General features: G+C 47.2%; 20 protein-coding genes. All 20 read right to left on the bottom strand.

Features of this window, described 5'->3' with window-relative positions:
• Positions 1-85 precede the first annotated feature (85 nt).
• The 20 genes from rnjB to rimP all read right to left on the bottom strand — a co-directional run bounded on the left by rnjB (position 86) and on the right by rimP (position 19,411).
• Positions 86-1,750, bottom strand: a complete 1,665-nt coding sequence (rnjB, locus tag LQ247_RS11600; protein ID WP_020451444.1) for a ribonuclease J2 — start codon at positions 1,748-1,750, stop codon at positions 86-88.
• A gap of 147 nt (positions 1,751-1,897) precedes the next feature.
• Positions 1,898-2,767 carry a 4-hydroxy-tetrahydrodipicolinate synthase gene (gene dapA, locus LQ247_RS11595; protein ID WP_020451443.1) on the bottom strand — a complete coding sequence of 290 codons (870 nt, stop codon included), beginning with the start codon at positions 2,765-2,767 and terminating at the stop codon, positions 1,898-1,900.
• 30 nt (positions 2,768-2,797) lie between these two features.
• Positions 2,798-4,012 carry an aspartate kinase gene (dapG, locus tag LQ247_RS11590; protein ID WP_020451442.1) on the bottom strand — a complete coding sequence of 405 codons (1,215 nt, stop codon included), beginning with the start codon at positions 4,010-4,012 and terminating at the stop codon, positions 2,798-2,800.
• 90 nt (positions 4,013-4,102) lie between these two features.
• Positions 4,103-5,143, bottom strand: a complete 1,041-nt coding sequence (asd, locus tag LQ247_RS11585; protein WP_025811420.1) for an aspartate-semialdehyde dehydrogenase — start codon at positions 5,141-5,143, stop codon at positions 4,103-4,105.
• Positions 5,144-5,269: 126 nt separating this feature from the next.
• Positions 5,270-5,863: a dipicolinate synthase subunit B gene (gene dpaB, locus LQ247_RS11580; RefSeq protein ID WP_025811418.1), complete on the bottom strand. Its 594-nt coding sequence runs from the start codon at positions 5,861-5,863 to the stop codon at positions 5,270-5,272.
• On the bottom strand, positions 5,860-6,759 hold the full coding sequence (dpaA, locus tag LQ247_RS11575; RefSeq protein WP_020451439.1) for a dipicolinic acid synthetase subunit A: 900 nt from the start codon (positions 6,757-6,759) through the stop codon (positions 5,860-5,862). Before dpaA ends, dpaB begins: the two co-directional genes overlap by 4 nt.
• A gap of 143 nt (positions 6,760-6,902) precedes the next feature.
• Entirely contained in the window at positions 6,903-7,163 is a 261-nt protein-coding gene (locus LQ247_RS11570; protein ID WP_003181887.1) for a YlmC/YmxH family sporulation protein, read from the bottom strand.
• An 84-nt stretch (positions 7,164-7,247) separates the two neighbouring features.
• On the bottom strand, positions 7,248-8,477 hold the full coding sequence (locus LQ247_RS11565; RefSeq protein WP_025811414.1) for a M16 family metallopeptidase: 1,230 nt from the start codon (positions 8,475-8,477) through the stop codon (positions 7,248-7,250).
• A 36-nt stretch (positions 8,478-8,513) separates the two neighbouring features.
• Positions 8,514-9,476: a polysaccharide deacetylase family protein gene (locus tag LQ247_RS11560; RefSeq protein WP_026579722.1), complete on the bottom strand. Its 963-nt coding sequence runs from the start codon at positions 9,474-9,476 to the stop codon at positions 8,514-8,516.
• A gap of 146 nt (positions 9,477-9,622) precedes the next feature.
• On the bottom strand, positions 9,623-11,740 hold the full coding sequence (pnp, locus tag LQ247_RS11555) for a polyribonucleotide nucleotidyltransferase (protein ID WP_020451436.1): 2,118 nt from the start codon (positions 11,738-11,740) through the stop codon (positions 9,623-9,625).
• A 201-nt stretch (positions 11,741-11,941) separates the two neighbouring features.
• A complete protein-coding gene (gene rpsO, locus LQ247_RS11550; protein WP_003181879.1) occupies positions 11,942-12,211 on the bottom strand; it encodes a 30S ribosomal protein S15 in 270 nt (89 codons plus the stop codon).
• Positions 12,212-12,395: 184 nt separating this feature from the next.
• Entirely contained in the window at positions 12,396-13,355 is a 960-nt protein-coding gene (gene ribF / locus LQ247_RS11545; protein WP_020451435.1) for a bifunctional riboflavin kinase/FAD synthetase, read from the bottom strand.
• Positions 13,356-13,370: 15 nt separating this feature from the next.
• Complete coding sequence (gene truB / locus LQ247_RS11540; protein WP_025811410.1) at positions 13,371-14,300, bottom strand: tRNA pseudouridine(55) synthase TruB; 930 nt, start codon at positions 14,298-14,300, stop codon at positions 13,371-13,373.
• Positions 14,301-14,371: 71 nt separating this feature from the next.
• Positions 14,372-14,725: a 30S ribosome-binding factor RbfA gene (gene rbfA, locus LQ247_RS11535; protein ID WP_003181873.1), complete on the bottom strand. Its 354-nt coding sequence runs from the start codon at positions 14,723-14,725 to the stop codon at positions 14,372-14,374.
• 18 nt (positions 14,726-14,743) lie between these two features.
• Positions 14,744-15,022, bottom strand: coding sequence for a DUF503 domain-containing protein (locus LQ247_RS11530; protein ID WP_020451433.1), 279 nt, complete (start codon positions 15,020-15,022; stop codon positions 14,744-14,746).
• On the bottom strand, positions 15,019-17,175 hold the full coding sequence (gene infB / locus LQ247_RS11525; protein WP_020451432.1) for a translation initiation factor IF-2: 2,157 nt from the start codon (positions 17,173-17,175) through the stop codon (positions 15,019-15,021). Before infB ends, LQ247_RS11530 begins: the two co-directional genes overlap by 4 nt.
• Before the next feature lie 19 nt (positions 17,176-17,194).
• Entirely contained in the window at positions 17,195-17,497 is a 303-nt protein-coding gene (locus LQ247_RS11520; RefSeq protein ID WP_020451431.1) for a YlxQ family RNA-binding protein, read from the bottom strand.
• A 4-nt stretch (positions 17,498-17,501) separates the two neighbouring features.
• Positions 17,502-17,774, bottom strand: a complete 273-nt coding sequence (rnpM, locus tag LQ247_RS11515; protein WP_020451430.1) for an RNase P modulator RnpM — start codon at positions 17,772-17,774, stop codon at positions 17,502-17,504.
• A gap of 13 nt (positions 17,775-17,787) precedes the next feature.
• Positions 17,788-18,906 (bottom strand): transcription termination factor NusA, encoded by a 1,119-nt coding sequence (gene nusA, locus LQ247_RS11510; protein WP_020451429.1) that lies wholly within the window; start codon positions 18,904-18,906, stop codon positions 17,788-17,790.
• A 31-nt stretch (positions 18,907-18,937) separates the two neighbouring features.
• Positions 18,938-19,411: a ribosome maturation factor RimP gene (gene rimP / locus LQ247_RS11505; protein WP_023857195.1), complete on the bottom strand. Its 474-nt coding sequence runs from the start codon at positions 19,409-19,411 to the stop codon at positions 18,938-18,940.
• Positions 19,412-19,425 lie beyond the last annotated feature (14 nt).

Below are 19,425 nucleotides of genomic sequence, written 5' to 3'. Positions count from 1 at the left end.
CGAGTTTCTTTTGTATTATGGACAATGGCGTTTTTTTCATTCAACGCAAAAGGCATGAAAAAAAACCAAGAGAAATCTCTTGGTTTTATACTTCCATGATGATTGGAATGATCATTGGTTTTCGTTTCGTTTTTTCGTATAGGAACTGGTTTAGTGCGTCACGCATCGCCTGTTTTAAGGCGGACCATTCGACGACGGCGTTTTCTGTGCTTTCGTTGACGAGTTCCCTGACAAGTTCCGTCGCTTCAACGATCAGCTGTTCAGATTCTCTGACATAGACAAAACCTCTCGTGATAATTTCGGGTCCTGATACAAGATGTTTTTTCTTTTTATCAAGGGTAATCACAACGATTAAGATTCCGTCCTGGGACAGAAGACGGCGGTCTCTGAGCACGATATTACCGATGTCGCCGACACCGAGTCCATCGATCAAAATATTGCCTGAATGCACTTTATCGCCGATTTTCACGTTTTGTCCGCGGAATTCCACGACGTCTCCTTTTTCAATCAGGAAAATGTCGCTCCGTTTCATACCGATTTCTTCGGCAAGCTTGGAATGCGCTTTTTGCATTCTGTATTCACCGTTTACGGGGATTAAATACTTCGGCTTCAGCAGGTTGAGCATCAGCTTCAGTTCTTCCTGACAGCCATGGCCTGATACATGGACGCGTTTTTGGGCGAAAACGACCTGCGCGCCCGCTCTTGTTAAGAGGTCGACCGCTTTGGAGTAGACAAGCTCCTGACCCGGAATAGGGGAGGATGCGATCAGGACGGTATCCCCTTTCTCAATGTCGAGCTGCTTATGCCCTTGTTTTGCGATCCTGGTCAATGCGGCGAGCGGCTCTCCATGGTTGTCCCCTGTCAAAATCGCGACTTCTCTTTTCGGATACTTTTTAACTTCTTGGACAGGGATGAACAGATCTTCATCTGCCGTGACATACCCGAGCTTCATCGCCAGCTGGAGTATCGTCGAAATATTTTTTCCTGAAACCGCAAGCTTCCTGCCGTTTTGGAGCGCGGCATCAATGACCTGCTGAATCCGGTTAAAGTTAGACGCGAACACGGCAATAATGACGCGGTTTTCGGCATTGTACATTACATCGGATATCTCTCCGCCGACGACTGCTTCTGAAGGCGTATAGCCCGGTTTCTCAGCATTGGCACTGTCGGAAAGCAGGCACAGCACACCGCTGTTGCCGATTTTGGCAATTTCGCCGATGTCGCTTGTCTGGTTTAAAACAGGTGTCTGGTCAAATTTAAAATCGCCAGTGCACACGATGGACCCGAGGGATGTTTTAAAGCTGACACCGACGGAATCCGGAATGCTGTGATTTGTTTTAAAGAATGACACCTTTGTCGATTCAAATGTAATAACAGATTTTGAATGAATTTCTCTTAAATCGGGCTTTTTGTTTACACCGTACTGCTTCAGCGTTTCCTTTAAAAGGGCGAGCGTCAGCTTCGTTCCGTAAACAGGCACAGAAAGTTTGTTCAGGCAGTAAAATACGCCGCCGATGTTTTCCTCATGCCCGTGTGTGAGAAAAATCGCCTTTACGCGGTCAGATCGTTCAATTAAATATGAAATGTCAGGAATGACCACATCGATACCCAGCATTTCATTTTCTGGATGCATGAGACCGGCGTCAACCACGAATATGTCAGAATCAATTTCAATGACATAAAGGTTTTTTCCGATCTCTCCGACGCCTCCTAAGGCGATAATTCTAATATTTTCTGTATTTTTTTTCAAATTGTAATCCTCCTAATCTAAGTACCCGTCCATCATCACTTGTCCCTATTATACCTGAATCTAAATTTAGAAAACAAGAACCATTATGTATATGACAAACGGTCATCCCCTCCAAAAGAGAATGACCGTTTTCGTCCGTATTGTTTTTTACAGGCCGTTCATCAGGCTGCTTAAACGGAGTCGTTCATCTTCATTTAGCGGAATCAAAGGGAGCCGGACGGACCCGACATCAAGACCCTTCAGCTGAAGAGCCGTCTTTAATGGAGACGGATTCGGTGCGGCAAAAAGCCCTTTCATCAGCGGAAGCAGCTTTTGGTGGATCAAAGCAGCCTGAGCCGTGTTCCCCTCTGTATAATGTTTGATCATTTCCTGCATTTCCGGTCCGATGATATGTGATGCAACGGAAACGATTCCTCTCGCTCCTACGGACAAGGCCGGCAGTGTCAGGCTGTCATCTCCTGAATAAACGGCAAAGTCCTCAGGGGTTTCAGCTACGATTTTTGTAATCGCATCTAAGTCGCCGCTCGCTTCTTTAATCGCAATGATATTCGGGATCTCCGCAAGGCGGATCGTCGTTTCCGGTGCGAGCGAAGCAGCCGTTCTTCCCGGTACATTATAAAGCATGACAGGCAGTGATGTTTCCTCCGCAATCGCTCTGAAATGGCGGTACATGCCTTCCTGAGAAGGCTTGTTGTAGTACGGAGTGACGAGCATGACGGCGTCAGCGCCGGCTTCTTCAGCTTTTTTCGTCAGCTTGATCGACGCTTTCGTGTTGTTGCTTCCCGTGCCGGCGATGATCGGGACGCGGCCTGCCGCTTCCTTGACGGAATATTGAATGAGCGCTACCTTTTCTTCTTCGGAAAGCGTCGGCGATTCTCCGGTTGTTCCGGCAACCACCAGGGAATCCGTCCCATTGTTTATTAAATAATCGATCAGCTTTGACAGTTTTTGAAAATCGATATTTTCATTTTTGTCAAAGGGCGTAACCATTGCGGTTGCGATATTTCCGAAATTCATTTTTTTCACCTCATCATGATTCAATCATATTTATTTTGACAGTTCAAACACTTCATGCAACGCATTCACGGCCGTCGCCATATTTTTCTCGTGCACGAGCACCCATATCGTCGTATGGCTGTCAGCAGACTGCAAGATCGGAATGCCTTTTTCTGATAAAGCGGTAACGATTTTTGAGGTAACGCCCGGAACGCCCATAATTCCCGCGCCAACTGCTGACACTTTCGCGCAATTTCTTGTCACGGCCGGTTCATAGCCCAATTCTTTCAGGATGCCAGAGGCGCGGTCGGTCATGTTTCCAGCCACCGTGTAGACAATTTCACTTGGTGTAATATTGAAGAAATCGACGCTGATGCCGGCATTCGCCATCGCTTTAAACACTTCAGTCTGTACGTTATATTGTCCTTCTTTTGCCGGGACTTTAAACTGTGTCACGTCTTTCACATGGGCGATGCCAGTGATAAGCCGCTCAAAAACGTCGCTTCCGGCTTTTGAGTTGTGATGGCTTGTGACGAGCGTGCCCGTCTCGTTTGAATAGGTTGAACGCACGCGGATCGGCACTTTCGCCTGCATTGCGATTTCAACGGCTCTCGGGTGGATCACCTTGGCCCCCTGATAGGCTAAATTACAGATTTCCGTATAGGTAATCACAGGCAGCGGCTTCGCTTTTTCAACGATGCGCGGATCAGCGGTCATGACGCCTTCGACATCTGTATAAATATCGATAAATTCCGCGTCCAGCGCCGCGCCGAGCGCAGCGGCCGATGTATCGCTTCCGCCGCGGCCGATCGTTGTAATGTCCCCTTTTGCAGTCGCGCCTTGGAAGCCTGCGACGACAACCGCATCATGGTCGGCCAGCATGCTGACAAGCCGCTCCGGCTTCATTTCGAGAATCTTTGCATTCGTATGGTTGTTGTCCGTTAAAAAGCCCGCTTGCGCACCGGTTAAAGCAGCTGCTTTAATCCCGTTTTCCAAAAGCATGCTGGCGAACACAACAGAGGAAATCGTTTCTCCGCATGATAAAAGCATATCCTGCTCGCGCTCGGTAATCGTATCCTGTCCGCCGTAAAGCAGATCAAGCAATGAATCAGTCGCATACGGATCGCCTTTCCGGCCCATGGCCGATACGACGACAACCGCTTTGTATCCTTCATTGACCGCTTCCTGAATATGGCTTAAGGCAAGCTTTCTGCCGCGGTCATCTTTTACAGACGTTCCGCCGAATTTTTGAACGATGATTTTCACTTTATTTCACTCCAAGTTGATTTCGGACGTAACAGAAGAGAGCAGGCTTTCATTTTTGCCTCACTCTCTTCTCACATCCCGTTAGAAATCTTAAACTAAATTTAAAGCTTTTAGGCTTTCTGCGATTTGTACGGAATTCCATGCTGCGCCTTTCAGCAGGTTGTCGGAAACGATCCACAGATGGAAGCCGTTCGGGCGGTCAAGGTCTTTTCTCACCCGGCCGACAAACACGTCTCTTTTACCTACTGCATCTGCAGGCATCGGATAGACCTGTTCAGCCGGATCATCCTGCAGAACGACGCCTGGAGCTTCTTTTAACAGATTTTTAATATCTTCTGCTGTCACATCATCACGGTCTGTTTCGATGTAGACGGATTCTGAATGCCCTGTTGCAACCGGCAGTCTGACACATGTGGCTGAAACTTGAAGCTCAGGCATGTGCATGATTTTTTTCGTTTCATTTATCATTTTCATTTCCTCAAACGTAAAGCCGTTTTCCTGAAATTTATCGATTTGAGGAATAGCGTTAAATGCGATTTGGTAGTGTTTTTCATCACTCTTCACCGGCATGATCTCAGGCTCGAACGGTTTGTCGTTCAAAATGGCTTCGGTTTGCCCGTAGAGCTCTTTTACCGCTTCATTTCCGGCTCCCGACACCGCCTGATAAGTCGACACGATGATTTTGTTTAAACCGAAAGCCTTGCGGATCGGTTCGAGCGCAACAACCATCTGGATTGTTGAACAGTTCGGATTTGCAATAATGCCGTTGTGCTTGTGCAAATCTGCCTCATTGACCTCAGGTACGACGAGCGGAGTGTTTTGGTCCATTCGGAACGCGCTCGTATTATCAATAACGATCGCCCCGCGTTTGACAGCCTCGTGAGCAAGCGCCTGCGAAACGCTTCCCCCAGCGCTGAAAAGCGCGATGTTGACGCCTTCAAAGCTCTCTGGACGAGCTTCTTCTACAGTGTACTCTTCGCCTTTGAAAGTCTGCTTCGTACCTGCTGAACGTTTTGAGGATAATAAAGTCAGTTTATCCAGTTCAAAATTCCTGTCTTCTAGTGTTTTTAACATTTGCTGTCCTACAGCGCCTGTCGCACCAACTACTGCTACATGTAATCCTCTGCCCAATTGTAAAACTCCTTCCACCTTAATCGTCGTAAACGATTGGTTGACTATGCATTTTACATTTTATTTTAACATAGATGTGTGCCGTGGTGATTGATATTTTTTGTTACAACTTTATTTTCAAAAGATTTATTGATCACTGTGGACCAGGATAGGCTGCATTTGTTTATGGGAGAGCGCTTCTTCGACCGCCGGCACTAAAAGATCCATTTTGGCGACGAGCGAATTCGGCTTTTTATAAGGATCATCCTGGCCGAACGGAATAAAGTAAACGTTTTTTGCCGCCATCAGCCTCATCAAGTTGACACCGTTCAAGCCGAGCGCATCATTCGTTGAAATACCGAGGACAACGGGACGGGAGTTTCTCATCGTCGCCTTGGCCGCCATGAGAACCGGACTGTCCGTCTGGGCGTTTGCGAGCTTGCTCATCGAATTTCCCGTCAGTGGCGCAACAACCATGCAGTCCAGCGGAGTTTTCGGTCCGAGAGGCTCCGCTTTCGGAATGGAATCAATGACTTTAAATCCAGTCAGTTCCTCTATTCTCCTGACCCATTCTTCTCCTTCTCCAAAGCGTGTGTCCGTCGACTTGACAGTATGTGTGACGACCGGTCTCACTTCAGCTCCATTGTTGATCAGCGCTTCGATTTGCGGAAATACAGCATCATACGTGCAATGTGAACCCGTCAGACCAAATCCGATTCTTTTTCCTTTGATCGACATTATGACAGCCCCTTTCGGTCGGTTGTTAATTCAGACAAAAGGTTGCACAAAACATTGGCAATAATCTGTCCCGCCGTTTTAGGCGCGACGATCCCGGGGAGTCCCGGAGCAAGCAGCGCTTTAATGCCTTGCTTTTCAGCAAAATCAAAATCGGTGCCTCCGGGACGGGTTGCTAAATCGAGAATTAATGTTCTGGGTGTCATTCGTGAGAGGACGTGTTTATCGAGAATCAGGCTTGGAATGGTATTGATGCAAATGTCGATATTTTCAACATGCTCTGCAAGTTCGTTTGTGTGGAAAGGAGTGAGGCCCATCTCCAAGATTCTGGCGAGGTGGGCGGAGTCGCGCGCTCCGACTTTTACGCGTGCTCCGAGCGCCGAGAACGACCGGCTGATGCTCATTCCCGTCCGCCCGAGCCCGAGAACCATCACATTCGAGCCGTGAATCGTAAAGTCTGTATGCTGTATGGCCATCATAATGGCACCTTCGACTGTAGGTATCGAGTTGTAAATCGCAATATCGTCTCTTTCAAAGAGCTTGACAAGACGGCGGTTTGCCCCTTTGGCCATGCCGTCTAAATACTGGTTTGAAATCCCTGAATAAATCGCACAGTGAGGCGGAGTTTTTTCTAAATGTTCCTGTTTTAACACCACTTTTTCATTGGAAAAAACAGTCGCAACCGTTCCTTCCATCGATGTGCCTGATACAGGCAGAATAATGCTGTCTATTGTGCCAAAGTCGAGTTCGTTCAGCTTTAGTTTTGTAGCTCCGGTAAACCCGTGATCAAGCTGGTCAAAACCGATTAAAAAGACCTTTGCATCCTGTTCCGTCAGCTTGCGGATGATCTCGAGCTGCCTTGCATCGCCGCCGATGATTGCAATCGTTAATCCGGTTAACATGGCTCTAACATTCACCTTCTTTTTTGACAAGGATCTAATTCATAAGCTAATTTCATCATATGACAAAAAGGAAATAGCGGTGAATTGAAATCCAGAAAAACAAAAAGCCCGCCCCAAGGGACGGGCGGGTGTTCTAGGCTTGCTTATTCTTCTTTTGTCACGCTGCTTTCCGGCACATCCAAAATGATCATATCCGATCCGATTTTTTGAATTTGCGACCAGGGCACCTTGATGTCATTCCCCTGTTTTCTGCCAAGTCCGAACCATTTTACAGAAGGGATAATAAGAGCGGTAATCTGTCCGTCCTGCTCATTGATCTCAAGATCCGTCTGCCCCAGTACGCCAAGCCGTTCAGCCCGCTTTACATCGACGATTTCTTTTCCCGAAAGCTCACTCAGCCTCATAAAAAAACCCCCTTTTGTTATGATGTATGAACCGATAACAAAAAACATGCCTGCCTAAAAAGACAAGCATGTTTTAACGAGGTATTATTTCGGCAGCTCACCCGACGGGCTGATCAATGCAGACGAGTAATCATCGGTGAAAATCCGGTTGGCAAGATTGTTCACACGCTCAAGGCTGACGGCATTCAACTTTTCGATGATTTCATCAAGCGTCCGATGTTTGCCGAGCAAAAGCTCATTTTTGCCGTTGCGGCTCATTTTGCTGTTTGTGCTTTCGAGACTGAGCATCAGGCTGCCTTTCATTTGCTCTTTGCTGTTTTCAAGCTCTTTCGGTGTAATTCCGTCGCTTTTCAGCACACGCAGTGTTTCATGAATCGTTTCTGACAGAAGCTGAAGCTGATTTGCGCCGGTTCCGGCGTAGATCGTCATCATGCCGCTGTCTTCATAGGAAGTGTGGTAGCTGAACACGGAATATGCAAGACCTTTATCTTCCCGGACATCCTGAAAGAGGCGGCTGCTCATGCTCCCTCCCAAAATATTATTGAGAACGATCAAATCGTAGATTTCCGGGTGACCTGCTTCCAGCCCGTTAAAGCCGAGACAGAGGTGAGCCTGTTCGGTTTCTTTTTTGCGCGTCATTTTCTCATGATGAAAATCCGGTTTTGTCATGCCGGTTCTTTTGCCTTTGGCTTCATATGAGCCAAAGTGCTTTTCAGCTTCTTTTATAAAAGCTTCCGGCACATTTCCGGCTATCGAAATGACGACGCGGTCAGGCGTGTAATATTCGTCCATATATTTTCTGAGCGAATCTCCGTCAAATTCAGCAAGCGTCTCCTCTGTGCCGAGGATCGGATAACCGAGGGAATGGCTGCCGAATGACGCTTTGCTCAAGAGATCGTGGACGATGTCGTCAGGCGTGTCCTCATACATTTTAATCTCTTCATAGACGACGTTTTTTTCTTTTTTCAATTCTTCCTCGTCAAATGATGAATGAAAGAACATGTCAGAAAGCACTTCCAGAGCATAGCTTGCATGCTCATCGAGAACTTTGGCGTAATAGCACGTATATTCCTTTGAGGTAAACGCGTTGACCTGTCCGCCGATTCTGTCGAAAGACTCTGCGATGTCCCTTGCAGTGCGCGTTTTAGTCCCTTTGAAAAACATGTGCTCAAGAAAGTGCGAAATACCGTTAATTTCAGGTGTTTCATGTCTTGATCCGGTTCCAATCCAAACTCCGATGGCCACAGACCGGACAGTGGGATTGTTTTCGAATACGATTCTTACCCCATTTTGACAAGTATACCGTTTAATCAAATTTGTTCCTCCTATTCAAAGAACGGGCCGCACATCCTATTCTTCAACAAGCCTTTTTTCATTCATCAGCTGTGAAACAGTTCCGATTTGATAGCCTTTTTCATGAAGGTTCTGTATCAAAACGGCAAGACTTTTTGCAGTTGGATCTGTCGGATGCATTAATATCATGGCGCCGTTATGTACTTTGCTTAATACCCGTTGCTGTAAGACGGCCGGCTGCGGTTTCTGCCAATCGATCGTATCAACTGTCCACATGATCGTTCCCATCCCCATCTTGTGAGCCTGATCCACAACCTCTTTGCGGAAGCTGCCGCTCGGCGGGGCGAACCATTTCGGCTTGACGCCGAGCGTTTCCTCTATTTGTTCATTTGTCATCCGCAGCTGTTCTGAAATACGTTCTCTCGTCAGTTTGCTCATATCCGGATGATTGTATGAATGGTTTCCGATTTCATGTCCGCCGTTTTGGATGGCTTTTGCGAGCTCGGAGTGATGTTTCACCCATCTGCCCTCCAAAAAAAAGGTGGCTTTGACACGATGCTTTTCTAAAACGGGAAGCATCTCCTGCAAATATTCATTACCCCAGGCGACATTGATAATAAACGATACCATCGGTTTATCCGGGTGTCCGCGGTAGATCGGCTCAGGCTTTAAGGATTCTAAATGAACATCAGGTTTCACTTGATCATAAACGAGCAGCTTCTCATCAAATGCTCCGGCCCGTTTCATTTTTTTGTACGATTTTTCGATGTTTACTTTTAAGCCGTTGTAGCCGGGAATCGCTTTCCATATTTGATCAATTTTCGCATTTTGGGCCTTTACTTCATATTCAGGCGCTTTTTGCAAAAGCTCCTGGTACAATTCGTCCTTCTGAGCGGCAACCGTGACCGCATCTTTTTTCATCGCATCTATGTAATGTTGTGAATACGGACGGTTCATCATCTGATAGGACATCAGCAAAAGAAAGAAAAAAACGGAAACACGAACAATCGTTCTTTTCAATTGTATTCCTCCCTTCCCCACAAAATATGTGAGAAAAGGACAAGATAGAACCGGACCGTTTTCACGGCTTAAAACAAAGAAGCCGGGTTACCCAGGCTTCCTTTTGCTTTGAAGACGAAGACAGAAGCAAGATAAAACACCGTTTTTTACGATTTTTGTTCTTCTTTTTCCTTCTGTTCACGCAGTACAGCTTTTCTTGATAAGTTGACGCGTCCTTGTTTATCGATTTCGGTAACCTTAACAAGGAGCTCGTCGCCGATTTTGACGACATCTTCGACTTTTCCTACCCGTTCGAGCGCAAGCTCTGAAATATGGACCAAACCGTCTTTTCCGCTGAACAGTTCAACGAAAGCTCCGAATTTTTCAATCCGCTTTACTTTACCTAAGTAAAGCTGTCCGACCTCAACTTCTCTGACAAGGTCTTCGATGATTTTCTTCGCTTTTTGGTTCATGCTTTCATCGGTGGAAGAGATGAAGATTGTGCCGTCTTGTTCAATATCGATTTTAACACCTGTATCTTCAATGATCTTATTGATTTGTTTTCCGCTTGGTCCGATGACGTCGCGGATTTTATCCGGATTGATCGACATCGTCAAGATTTTCGGCGCATAAGGAGAAAGCTCTTTTCTTGATTCAGCCAATGTGCTCAGCATGCTTTCAAGAATTTCCATTCTGCCTTTTTTCGCCTGCTGAAGAGCCTCTTCCAAAATCTCTCTTGATAGGCCTTCAATTTTAATATCCATTTGCAGAGCTGTGACGCCTTTGGACGTTCCCGCTACTTTAAAGTCCATATCTCCGAGATGGTCTTCCATACCTTGAATATCGGTTAGGACCGTGTAGTTGTCACCTGATTTAACAAGACCCATTGCGATTCCGGCCACCGGAGCTTTAATCGGCACCCCTGCATCCATCATAGCAAGCGTGCTTGCACAAATGCTCGCCTGGGAAGTTGAACCGTTTGATTCAAGCACTTCAGAGACGAGGCGGATGGTGTACGGGAAGTCTTTTTCAGACGGAACAATCGGCTCAAGCGCACGTTCCCCGAGGGCTCCGTGCCCGATTTCGCGGCGTCCCGGTCCGCGCATCGGCCCTGTTTCCCCGACGCTGAACTGCGGGAAGTTGTAATGGTGCATAAAGCGTTTTGATTCCTCGACACCGAGACCGTCCAAAATTTGTACATCGCCAAGCGCACCGAGCGTACAAATGCTGAGCGCCTGCGTCTGCCCCCGTGTGAAAAGGCCTGAACCGTGTGTTCTCGGAAGGAGTCCGACTTCTGAAGAAAGCGGGCGGATCTCATCGACTGCCCGGCCGTCAGGACGAACTTTTTCCTCCGTGATCAGACGGCGCACTTCATTTTTAACAAGTTGCGACAAAATGTCTTTCACTTGTTTCAGCGTGTCTTCATCGTGTTCCTCTTCTTCAAACTTGGCCAAAACCTCGTTTTTCACTTCGCTGATCGCGTCCTCGCGCGCGTGCTTTTCATGAACCTGGATCGCTTTTAAGAGGTTTGATTCGGCCATTCCCCGCACTTTTTCTTTCAGATCGGAATCGATCTCATACAGGGTGATTTCTGATTTTTCTTTCCCGACAGCGGCGACGATTTCCTCCTGGAACGCAATAAGCCGCTTGATCTCCTCGTGACCGAACATGATCGCTTCAAGCATGATCTCTTCCGGAACTTCGTCTGCTCCTGCTTCAACCATGTTGATCGCATCTTTCGTTCCCGCTACGACGAGGTGAATGTCGCTTTTTTCAAGCTGTTCAAGTGTCGGATTAATAATGAATTCGTTGTCAACCCGGCCTACCGTCACTCCGGCGATCGGCCCTTCAAACGGGATGTCCGATACGGACAGCGCAAGAGACGATCCGAACATTGCCGCCATTTCCGACGAACAATCCTGGTCAACACTCATGACGATGCTGACGACTTGAACTTCATTCCGGAAGCCGTCTGCGAACAGCGGACGAATCGGCCGGTCGATTAACCGGCTGGCGAGAATCGCTTTTTCGCTCGGTCTGCCCTCTCTTTTAATAAACCCGCCCGGAATCTTTCCGACGGCGTAAAGTCTTTCTTCATAATTCACGGTTAACGGGAAGAAATCTACGGTTTTAGGTTCTTTTGAAGCCGTTGCGGTGCTGAGCACAGCGGTGTCTCCATAACGCACCATGACAGCTCCGTTTGCTTGTTTTGCAAGCTGGCCGGTTTCTACCGTCAGCTTGCGGCCGGCCCAATCTATGGAAAAGACATGTTTCTCTTGTCCCATTCTTATATGAACTCCTCTCTTCGGATAGTTTTTACGTTACTCCTATTATGAACGAAATGAATTGAACATATCAATGGCAAAGTGCTATGTAAAGAATGAATCGGTGTCATTTAAAATCATTTATATGAACAACGCGTTTTAGAGTTGCCGGATATTCGTTCTTATACGATAAAAAAGCGGGAATCCTCCCGCTTTTTACGATTATCGACGTAATCCTAGTTTGTTGATCAACTCACGGTAACGAGTTACGTCTTTGTTACGAAGATACGTAAGAAGATTACGACGTTTACCTACCATTTTAAGAAGACCGCGACGTGAGTGATGGTCTTTCTTGTGAGTGCGTAAATGCTCGTTCAAGTTGTTGATTTGATCTGTTAGGATAGCGATCTGAACTTCCGGTGATCCCGTGTCAGATTCGTGGGTTTTGAACTCATTGATGAGTTGTGTTTTACGCTCTTGAGTAATTGCCATCCTGTTTCACCTCCATATAATATTAGCCCCGATTACCTAGCAAACGCCGGTGATTCGATTTGCCAAGTGAACGGTTTTAAAGCTACAGACAATATGATACTAGAAATGCGGGCCTAATGCAACCATTTATGATGAAGTTTAGCTATTATCACCATTGTTGACGCGTATTGCCGTTTCCATACATCTAGATTTCGGCCGGCTTCCGCTCTCTGAAGAAGCGGATCGCTTCTTCTTTGTCTCTAGAAATCTGTTCGACAAGCTCGTCAACGCTGCCGAATTTTTTTTCGCTCCTCAGCCGCTTATACCATTCGACCTTAATTTCGGACCCGTATATGTCACGGTCAAAATCGAATAAGTTGACTTCGATTGATGGCTGCCCCGGCCGTTTTTCGTAAAACGTCGGCTTGTATCCGACATTGCAGACGCCGTTGTAGACAGCGCCGCCGATTTCGGCTTTAACGGCATACACACCTGTCGGCGGGACGATGTATGTGTCTTTAAGGCCGATATTGGCGGTCGGAAATCCGATCGTTCGGCCCCTTTTATCGCCGTGGATCACAAAGCCTTTCACATGGTACGGCCTGCCGAGCAGTTCAGCGGCGTACTCGACGTCTCCGGCTCCCAGGACGGTGCGGATTCTCGTGGAGCTCACCTTTTGGTCCTGATTGGAGTATTTTGCGACAGACGTGCTTTTGACACGGCCTTTCGCATACTCCTGGAAGTTTTCCATTGTGCCTTTGCCGAATTTCCCGAAGGTAAAGTCAAATCCGGCTACAACATGAGTAACGTGAAAGCCCAGTATATATTGATCGATAAATTCTTCAGGCGATAGAGAAGCGAATTCAGGGGTAAATGTGACAACGTATAAAAAATCGACCCCTAAATCTTCAATGATGCTGATTTTGTCCTGCAATGGCGTGATTAAATCTTTTGGCTCCCGGCCTTTTTTGAGCACGGCAGAAGGGTGGGGATGAAAGGTCATCACCGCCGTTTTGACCCCTTCTCTTGCCGCGGTGTTTTTTGCTGTAAGAATCACTTGCTGATGTCCCAGGTGAACACCGTCAAAATAGCCTAATGCCATAACTGATGTCGGAAAATCCTCACGCTTCAAGTCGTGTGGGTGGGAAATATGTATCGTCTTCAAGAACGGTCACCTTTTCTATTGTTCGCTTTTTTGCACGAGTACTTTTGCCGGCTTCAACAGGCCGGTTTTGGTCGGATGCGGATAATAGACGGCTGTGCACCGGCCTGCTTCCGTAAAGACCGCAATGCGGTCTTCGCTCGTCAAATGAGAAAAGCTGCCGGGCGTTTCAAGCACCGCTCCATTTTCCACTTTCTTAGCTAATGTATCACTAATTATCCATTTCGGCAAATGATCAAGCGCACGTTCGATGGGGACGAGCTTTTCAGACAATGTTCCGCCAGCAATCAAGCCTTCAACGTCTTCAAAGGTCAAGCATTCATCAAGGGTAAAAGGGCCTGATGCGGTCCTGACCAGGTTGGACATATGCGCGGGATATCCGAGCTTCTCCCCGATTGTTACCGCCAAGGTCCTGACATATGTGCCTTTTGAACATGTCACAACAAACCGGAAGCGGGCTTTATCCTGCTCATGGCGAATCTCGGATGTCAGTTCGATATGATGGATGGTGATGGCTCGCTTCGGCCGTTCAACCTCGATACCGGCCCGCGCGTATTCATACAGCTTTTTGCCGCCTACCTTGACAGCGGAATACATCGGCGGGACTTGCTCAATCGTTCCTTCAAGAGATCTCAGGACGCTCTGCACGGCCTGTTCATCAGGCGGCGCTAAGACGGGTTTCTTTTCCGTGACTTGCCCCGTCTGGTCTTCTGTCTCCGTGGAACAGCCAAGCGTGACCTCTGCATCATATGTTTTGGACTTTTCCGTCAAATACTCGACGACTTTGGTTGCTCTCCCGACGCAGATCGGGAGAACGCCCGACACCTCGGGATCCAATGTGCCGGTATGGCCGACCTTTTTTGTTTTCAACAGTTTGCGGATCTTCATGACGCAGTCGTGCGAAGTCATGCCGACCGGTTTATGTAACAGAAGGACTCCGTTATACATTCGTGTTTCTTCGCCCCTTTCTCATTTGGAGCTAAAAAGGACAGGCAGTCACCCGCCTATCCTTTTTCAGCTTATGATTCTTCTTTGTTTGCGTTCAGCTCGTGAATCAATGTTTCGATACGGTTTCCGTAATCGATCGATTCATCGAACTCAAAATGGATTTCAGGTGTTTTGCGAAGCCTGATTCGGTTTCCAAGTTCGGAACGAATAAAGCCCTTTGCTTTTGCCAGGCCCTTGAGCGTTTCTTCCCGTTTCTTTTCATCGCCTAAAACGGAAATATACACTTTGGCAATTTGCAAATCACCTGAGACCCTGACATCAGTGACTGTTAAAAATCCGATCCGCGGATCTTTCAGCTTTCTGCCGATAATGTCACCAAGTTCTTTTTTCATCTGCTCACCCACACGGGTAGCTCTCATCGTCATGACCATACCACCTCTACGTTAAAACCACTCTGTTCTCGTGATCGTCCGTTCAATTTCCGGAAAAGAGTCGATAAAGCTTAGAACCCGTTGCAGCTCTTTTTCCGTTTGCACGCGAGAGGAAGAAACGGCGGCGATACCAAAGCTTGTGCGCTGCCAAGTGTCCTGGTAGTCAATTTCTGAAACAGAAACGTTGAACTTTGCGCGGATTCTTGTGATCACCCGCTTCAGCACCGCCCGTTTTTCCTTGAGTGATGATGCATCGTAAATGATGCATTCGCATTCAACGAAACCGATCACTTTCTTTCAATTTCTTGCATGACATACGCTTCGATCATATCGCCTTCGCGAATGTCGTTGTATTTCTTAATGGTGATACCACATTCATATCCTTGTGAAACTTCTTTCACATCATCTTTAAAGCGTTTCAGCACATCGACTTCCCCTTCATAGATGACGACGCCGTCGCGGATCAAGCGGATTCCGCTGTCACGTGTGATCGTACCTTCCGTTACATAGCCTCCGGCAATCGTTCCGATTTTAGAGACTTTGAATGTTTGACGGACTTCAACCATGCCGATCACTTTTTCTTCATACTCAGGATCAAGCATGCCTTTCATGGCTGCTTCGATCTCATCGATGACTTTATAAATGATGCGGTGAAGGCGGATATCCACATTTTCGGCTTCGGCGGTACTCTTAGCATTTCCGTCAGGTCTGACATTAAACCCGATCACGATTGCATTTGAAGCAGAAGCTAAAATAATGTCTGATTCGGTAATCGCACCTACGCCTGTGTGGATGATTTTGACTCTGACGCCTTCGACTTCTATTTTTTGCAGTGCTGCAACGAGAGCTTCAGCAGAGCCTTGAACATCAGCTTTGACAACGAGATTAATGTCTTTGACATCGCCTTGTTTAATCTGTTCAAACAAGTCATCAAGGCTGAGCTTCGCTTTATCGCTGCGCTGTTCTTCAAGCTGTTTGGTAGCGCGGGCTTCGCCGACTGAACGGGCTGTTTTTTCGTCTTTGAACACAAGGAACTGATCCCCTGCGTTCGGAACTTCGTTCAATCCGGTGATTTCAACAGGTGTTGACGGCCCCGCCGATTTAACGCGTCTGCCGACATCATTGACCATCGCGCGAACGCGGCCAAATGTGTTCCCGACGACAATCGGATCTCCGACGTGAAGCGTTCCGTTTTGAACGAGCAGTGTTGCGACAGAACCTTTTCCTTTATCAAGCTCGGCTTCGATGACCGTTCCTTTTGCTCTGCGGTTCGGATTCGCTTTGAGCTCCTCGACCTCGCTGACGAGCAGGATCATTTCGATCAGCTCATCGATTCCCTCTCCTGACAGTGCTGAAAGAGGAACGAAAATCGTCTCGCCTCCCCATGCTTCAGGAACAAGACCGTGCTCTGTCAGCTCCTGCATCACCCGGTCAGGGTTTGCCGTCGGTTTGTCGATTTTGTTGACAGCGACGATGATCGGCACTTCAGCCGCTTTCGCATGGTTGATCGCTTCGACCGTCTGCGGCATGACCCCGTCATCTGCAGCTACGACGAGAATCGTAATATCCGTAACTTCCGCACCGCGTGCGCGCATCGTTGTGAATGCGGCGTGGCCCGGAGTGTCAAGGAAGGTGATTTTTTTGCCGTTTTCCTCGATCTGATAAGCGCCAATATGCTGTGTGATGCCTCCGGCTTCGCCTTCGACGACCTTCGTTTTTCTGATGCTGTCAAGAAGCGTTGTTTTTCCGTGGTCGACGTGGCCCATGATTGTTACGACAGGAGGACGGATTTCAAGGTCTTCTTCTTGATCCGGCTCTTCGTATTTTTCGAGCTCGGTTTCTTCAAGGACGATCACTTCTTCGACGTCGACGCCGTATTCTGAAGCGATCAGCTCAACGGTATCTTTGTCAAGATCTTGGTTGATCGTTGCCATAGTGCCGAGAAGCATTAATTTTTTAATGATTTCTGACGGTTCTTTTCCGAGCTCTTCGGCAAGCTGCCCGACCGACATTGAGTTGGTAAATTCGATTTTTTCAGGCAGTTCTTTTTTCGGCTTGAACTGCTTCTCCTGCGGAGATTGATGATTTTTACCGCGCTTGTTCTTTTTGTTATTGTTGTTGTTGTTTTTCTTCTTGTTTTTATTGTTAAATTGAGTATTCTGCACGTTATTCTTCTTTCCGTCTCGATTTTTGTTTGGCTTACTTCCGGCATTCTGTTTTGCGGCTTCTTGCTGCGGCTTTTGTCCGCCTGTACCGGCATCCTTTTTATTTCCCGCAGGTTTAGCGCTCTTCTTGAATTTTTGATCGAGCTGTTTGATCGCATTTTCTTCGATCATCGCCATATGGTTATTGACTTCGATATTCATATCTTTCAATGCCGCGATAATATCCTTACTTGAAACATTTATGGCTTTTGCATATTCATAAACTCTCATTTTAGCCATTCGTTCACCCCCAAAAAAATTAATCGAGCTTTCGGAGCAACGTATTCGCAAAACCTTGATCAGTGACAGCAACAACCACACGGGATTCTTTGCCGATTGAACGGCCCAAAAGCATACGATCTCCGACTTTTTTCACCGGTACATCGTAGTGCCTGCATTTGTCGGTTACTTTTTTCTCCGTGTTAGCCGATGCGTCGTCTGCAAGCAAAACAAGCTTTGCGCGCGAATGCCTGATTTCTTTCACAACCAGGTCTTCTCCGGACACGACCTTTCGAGCTCGATTCGCCAGACCCAGCAAGGAAAACCATTCTGATTCCGACATTTATCTAATTCTCCTTTTCCGCCAGTTCCAGCAGTTCATCAAAAATCTGATCATCAATCTGTGCTTGAAGCTGATTTGCTAAGCTGTTTTTCTTTTTTGCAGTTAAAATGACGTCTTTATCAAGAGTAAGGTAGGCTCCCCGGCCGTTTTTCTTGCCGGTCGGGTCTACGGAAACTTCCCCTTCTTTCGAACGGACGACGCGGATGAGCTCCTTTTTAGGCTTCATTTCCCCTGTTACGACGCATTTTCTAAGCGGGATCTTCTTTCGGCTTTTCACCAAAGGTCACCTCTTATTCATCCGATTCTGGAGTTTCGCTTTCAAAGAAAAGCTCTTCCGGCTCCTCTTCTTCAAGCTCCCTTGGATAAATTCCAAGCTCTCTTGCATCTGTTTCGCTTTTAATATCGATCTTCCAGCTTGTCAGCTTGGCTGCCAGGCGGGCGTTTTGACCTCTTTTTCCGATGGCGAGCGACAGCTGGTAGTCAGGAACGACAACCGTTGTCGCCTTATCCTCTTCATTGACGATGACGTCGAGCACTTTTGAAGGGCTCAGCGCATTGGCGACGAATTCAACCGGATCGTTTGACCAATGAACAATATCAATTTTCTCGCCTTTCAATTCATTGACGATCGCCTGAACGCGCTGACCCTTCGGTCCGACGCAGGCGCCGACGGGATCGATGTCGGGATTATCCGTGCGCACGGAAATCTTCGAGCGGTCTCCCGCTTCTCTCGCCACGGATTTGAGCTCGACCGTTCCATCGTAAATTTCCGGGACTTCGATTTCAAAGAGACGTTTTAATAAACCTGGATGAGTTCTTGAAACGTAAATCTGCGGACCCTTCGTCGTTTTTTCGACTTTTGTAATGAACACTTTGATCCGGTCATGGGGCTTGTAGACTTCATTCGGCATCTGTTCTGAAACCGGCAGAAGGGCCTCGATTTTTCCTAAAGAGACATAGATGAACTTATTGTCGATCCGCTGAACGATGCCTGTCATGATATCTTCTTCGCGATCGATGAATTCAGAATAGATGACGCCGCGCTCCGCTTCGCGGACGCGCTGAGTCACGACCTGCTTTGCCGTCTGGGCAGCGATGCGGCCGAAATCCTTCGGCGTCACTTCGATTTCCACGACATCTCCGACAATGTAGTTCGGATTGATGTTTACGGCATCTTCAATCGAGATTTCAAGGCGCGGATCATACACTTCATCCACGACATCTTTGCGGGCGAAAACGCGGATTGAACCGGTGTCGCGATTTAAATCTACCCTGACGTTCTGCGCCTGGTTGAAGTTCCGCTTATAAGCGGAAATGAGCGCAGCTTCAATTGCTTCAATAATAATGTCCTTACTGATTCCCTTTTCTTTTTCAAGAACAGTCAGGGCATCTAACAACTCACTACTCATGTTTATGGTTTCCCCCTTAAACAGTCAAAAATTAATTGAACGAAACAGCCAGCCTTGCTTTGGCTACTTTATCATATGGAATATTGATCGTTTTCCGGCGCGTTTTGATCATCACCGCGACTTCCACGTTTTCACCGTCAAATGCGGAAAGCTCGCCTTCAAACTCTTTATTGCCTTCAATAGGTTCGTACGTTTTAATATATACGTTTTTTCCGAGCGCTTTCATGAAATCGGCTTCTTTCTTTAAAGGCCTCTCAGCTCCAGGTGACGATACTTCAAGAAAATAGTTTTGCTTGATCGGGTCAGCCTCGTCGAGCTTTTCACTAAGAGCTTCGCTAACCTTGGCACATTCCTCGATGTCCACGCCGTCATCTGAATCAATAAACACGCGAAGAAACCAGCTCGGACCTTCCTTGACAAATTCGATGTCAACGAGTTCAAGCTGAAGATTGTCTAGTATAGGCTGGACCATTTCGCTGACGGTATCGATCACTTTGTTACTCATACTTTTCCTCCTTG

Origin of the sequence: Bacillus sp. BS3(2021) (assembly GCF_021043345.1) — a bacterium.
Taxonomy (GTDB): Bacteria; Bacillota; Bacilli; order Bacillales; family Bacillaceae; genus Bacillus; species Bacillus paralicheniformis.
This window is presented reverse-complemented; position numbering and strand designations above follow the sequence as displayed.

What these genes read in the sequence shown, in the direction of transcription:
- rbfA (WP_003181873.1), bottom strand. Translation starts at nt 14,725, where the DNA reads ATGACGATGAGAGCTACCCGTGTGGGTGAGCAGATGAAAAAAGAACTT.
- dpaA (WP_020451439.1), bottom strand. Translation starts at nt 6,759, where the DNA reads ATGTTAACCGGATTAACGATTGCAATCATCGGCGGCGATGCAAGGCAG.
- LQ247_RS11520 (WP_020451431.1), bottom strand. Translation starts at nt 17,497, where the DNA reads ATGTCGGAATCAGAATGGTTTTCCTTGCTGGGTCTGGCGAATCGAGCT.
- infB (WP_020451432.1), bottom strand. Translation starts at nt 17,175, where the DNA reads ATGGCTAAAATGAGAGTTTATGAATATGCAAAAGCCATAAATGTTTCA.
- nusA (WP_020451429.1), bottom strand. Translation starts at nt 18,906, where the DNA reads ATGAGTAGTGAGTTGTTAGATGCCCTGACTGTTCTTGAAAAAGAAAAG.
- dapA (WP_020451443.1), bottom strand. Translation starts at nt 2,767, where the DNA reads ATGAATTTCGGAAATATCGCAACCGCAATGGTTACGCCCTTTGACAAA.
- LQ247_RS11570 (WP_003181887.1), bottom strand. Translation starts at nt 7,163, where the DNA reads ATGAGGCTGAGTGAGCTTTCGGGAAAAGAAATCGTCGATGTAAAGCGG.
- rpsO (WP_003181879.1), bottom strand. Translation starts at nt 12,211, where the DNA reads ATGGCAATTACTCAAGAGCGTAAAACACAACTCATCAATGAGTTCAAA.
- truB (WP_025811410.1), bottom strand. Translation starts at nt 14,300, where the DNA reads ATGTATAACGGAGTCCTTCTGTTACATAAACCGGTCGGCATGACTTCG.
- pnp (WP_020451436.1), bottom strand. Translation starts at nt 11,740, where the DNA reads ATGGGACAAGAGAAACATGTCTTTTCCATAGATTGGGCCGGCCGCAAG.
- rimP (WP_023857195.1), bottom strand. Translation starts at nt 19,411, where the DNA reads ATGAGTAACAAAGTGATCGATACCGTCAGCGAAATGGTCCAGCCTATA.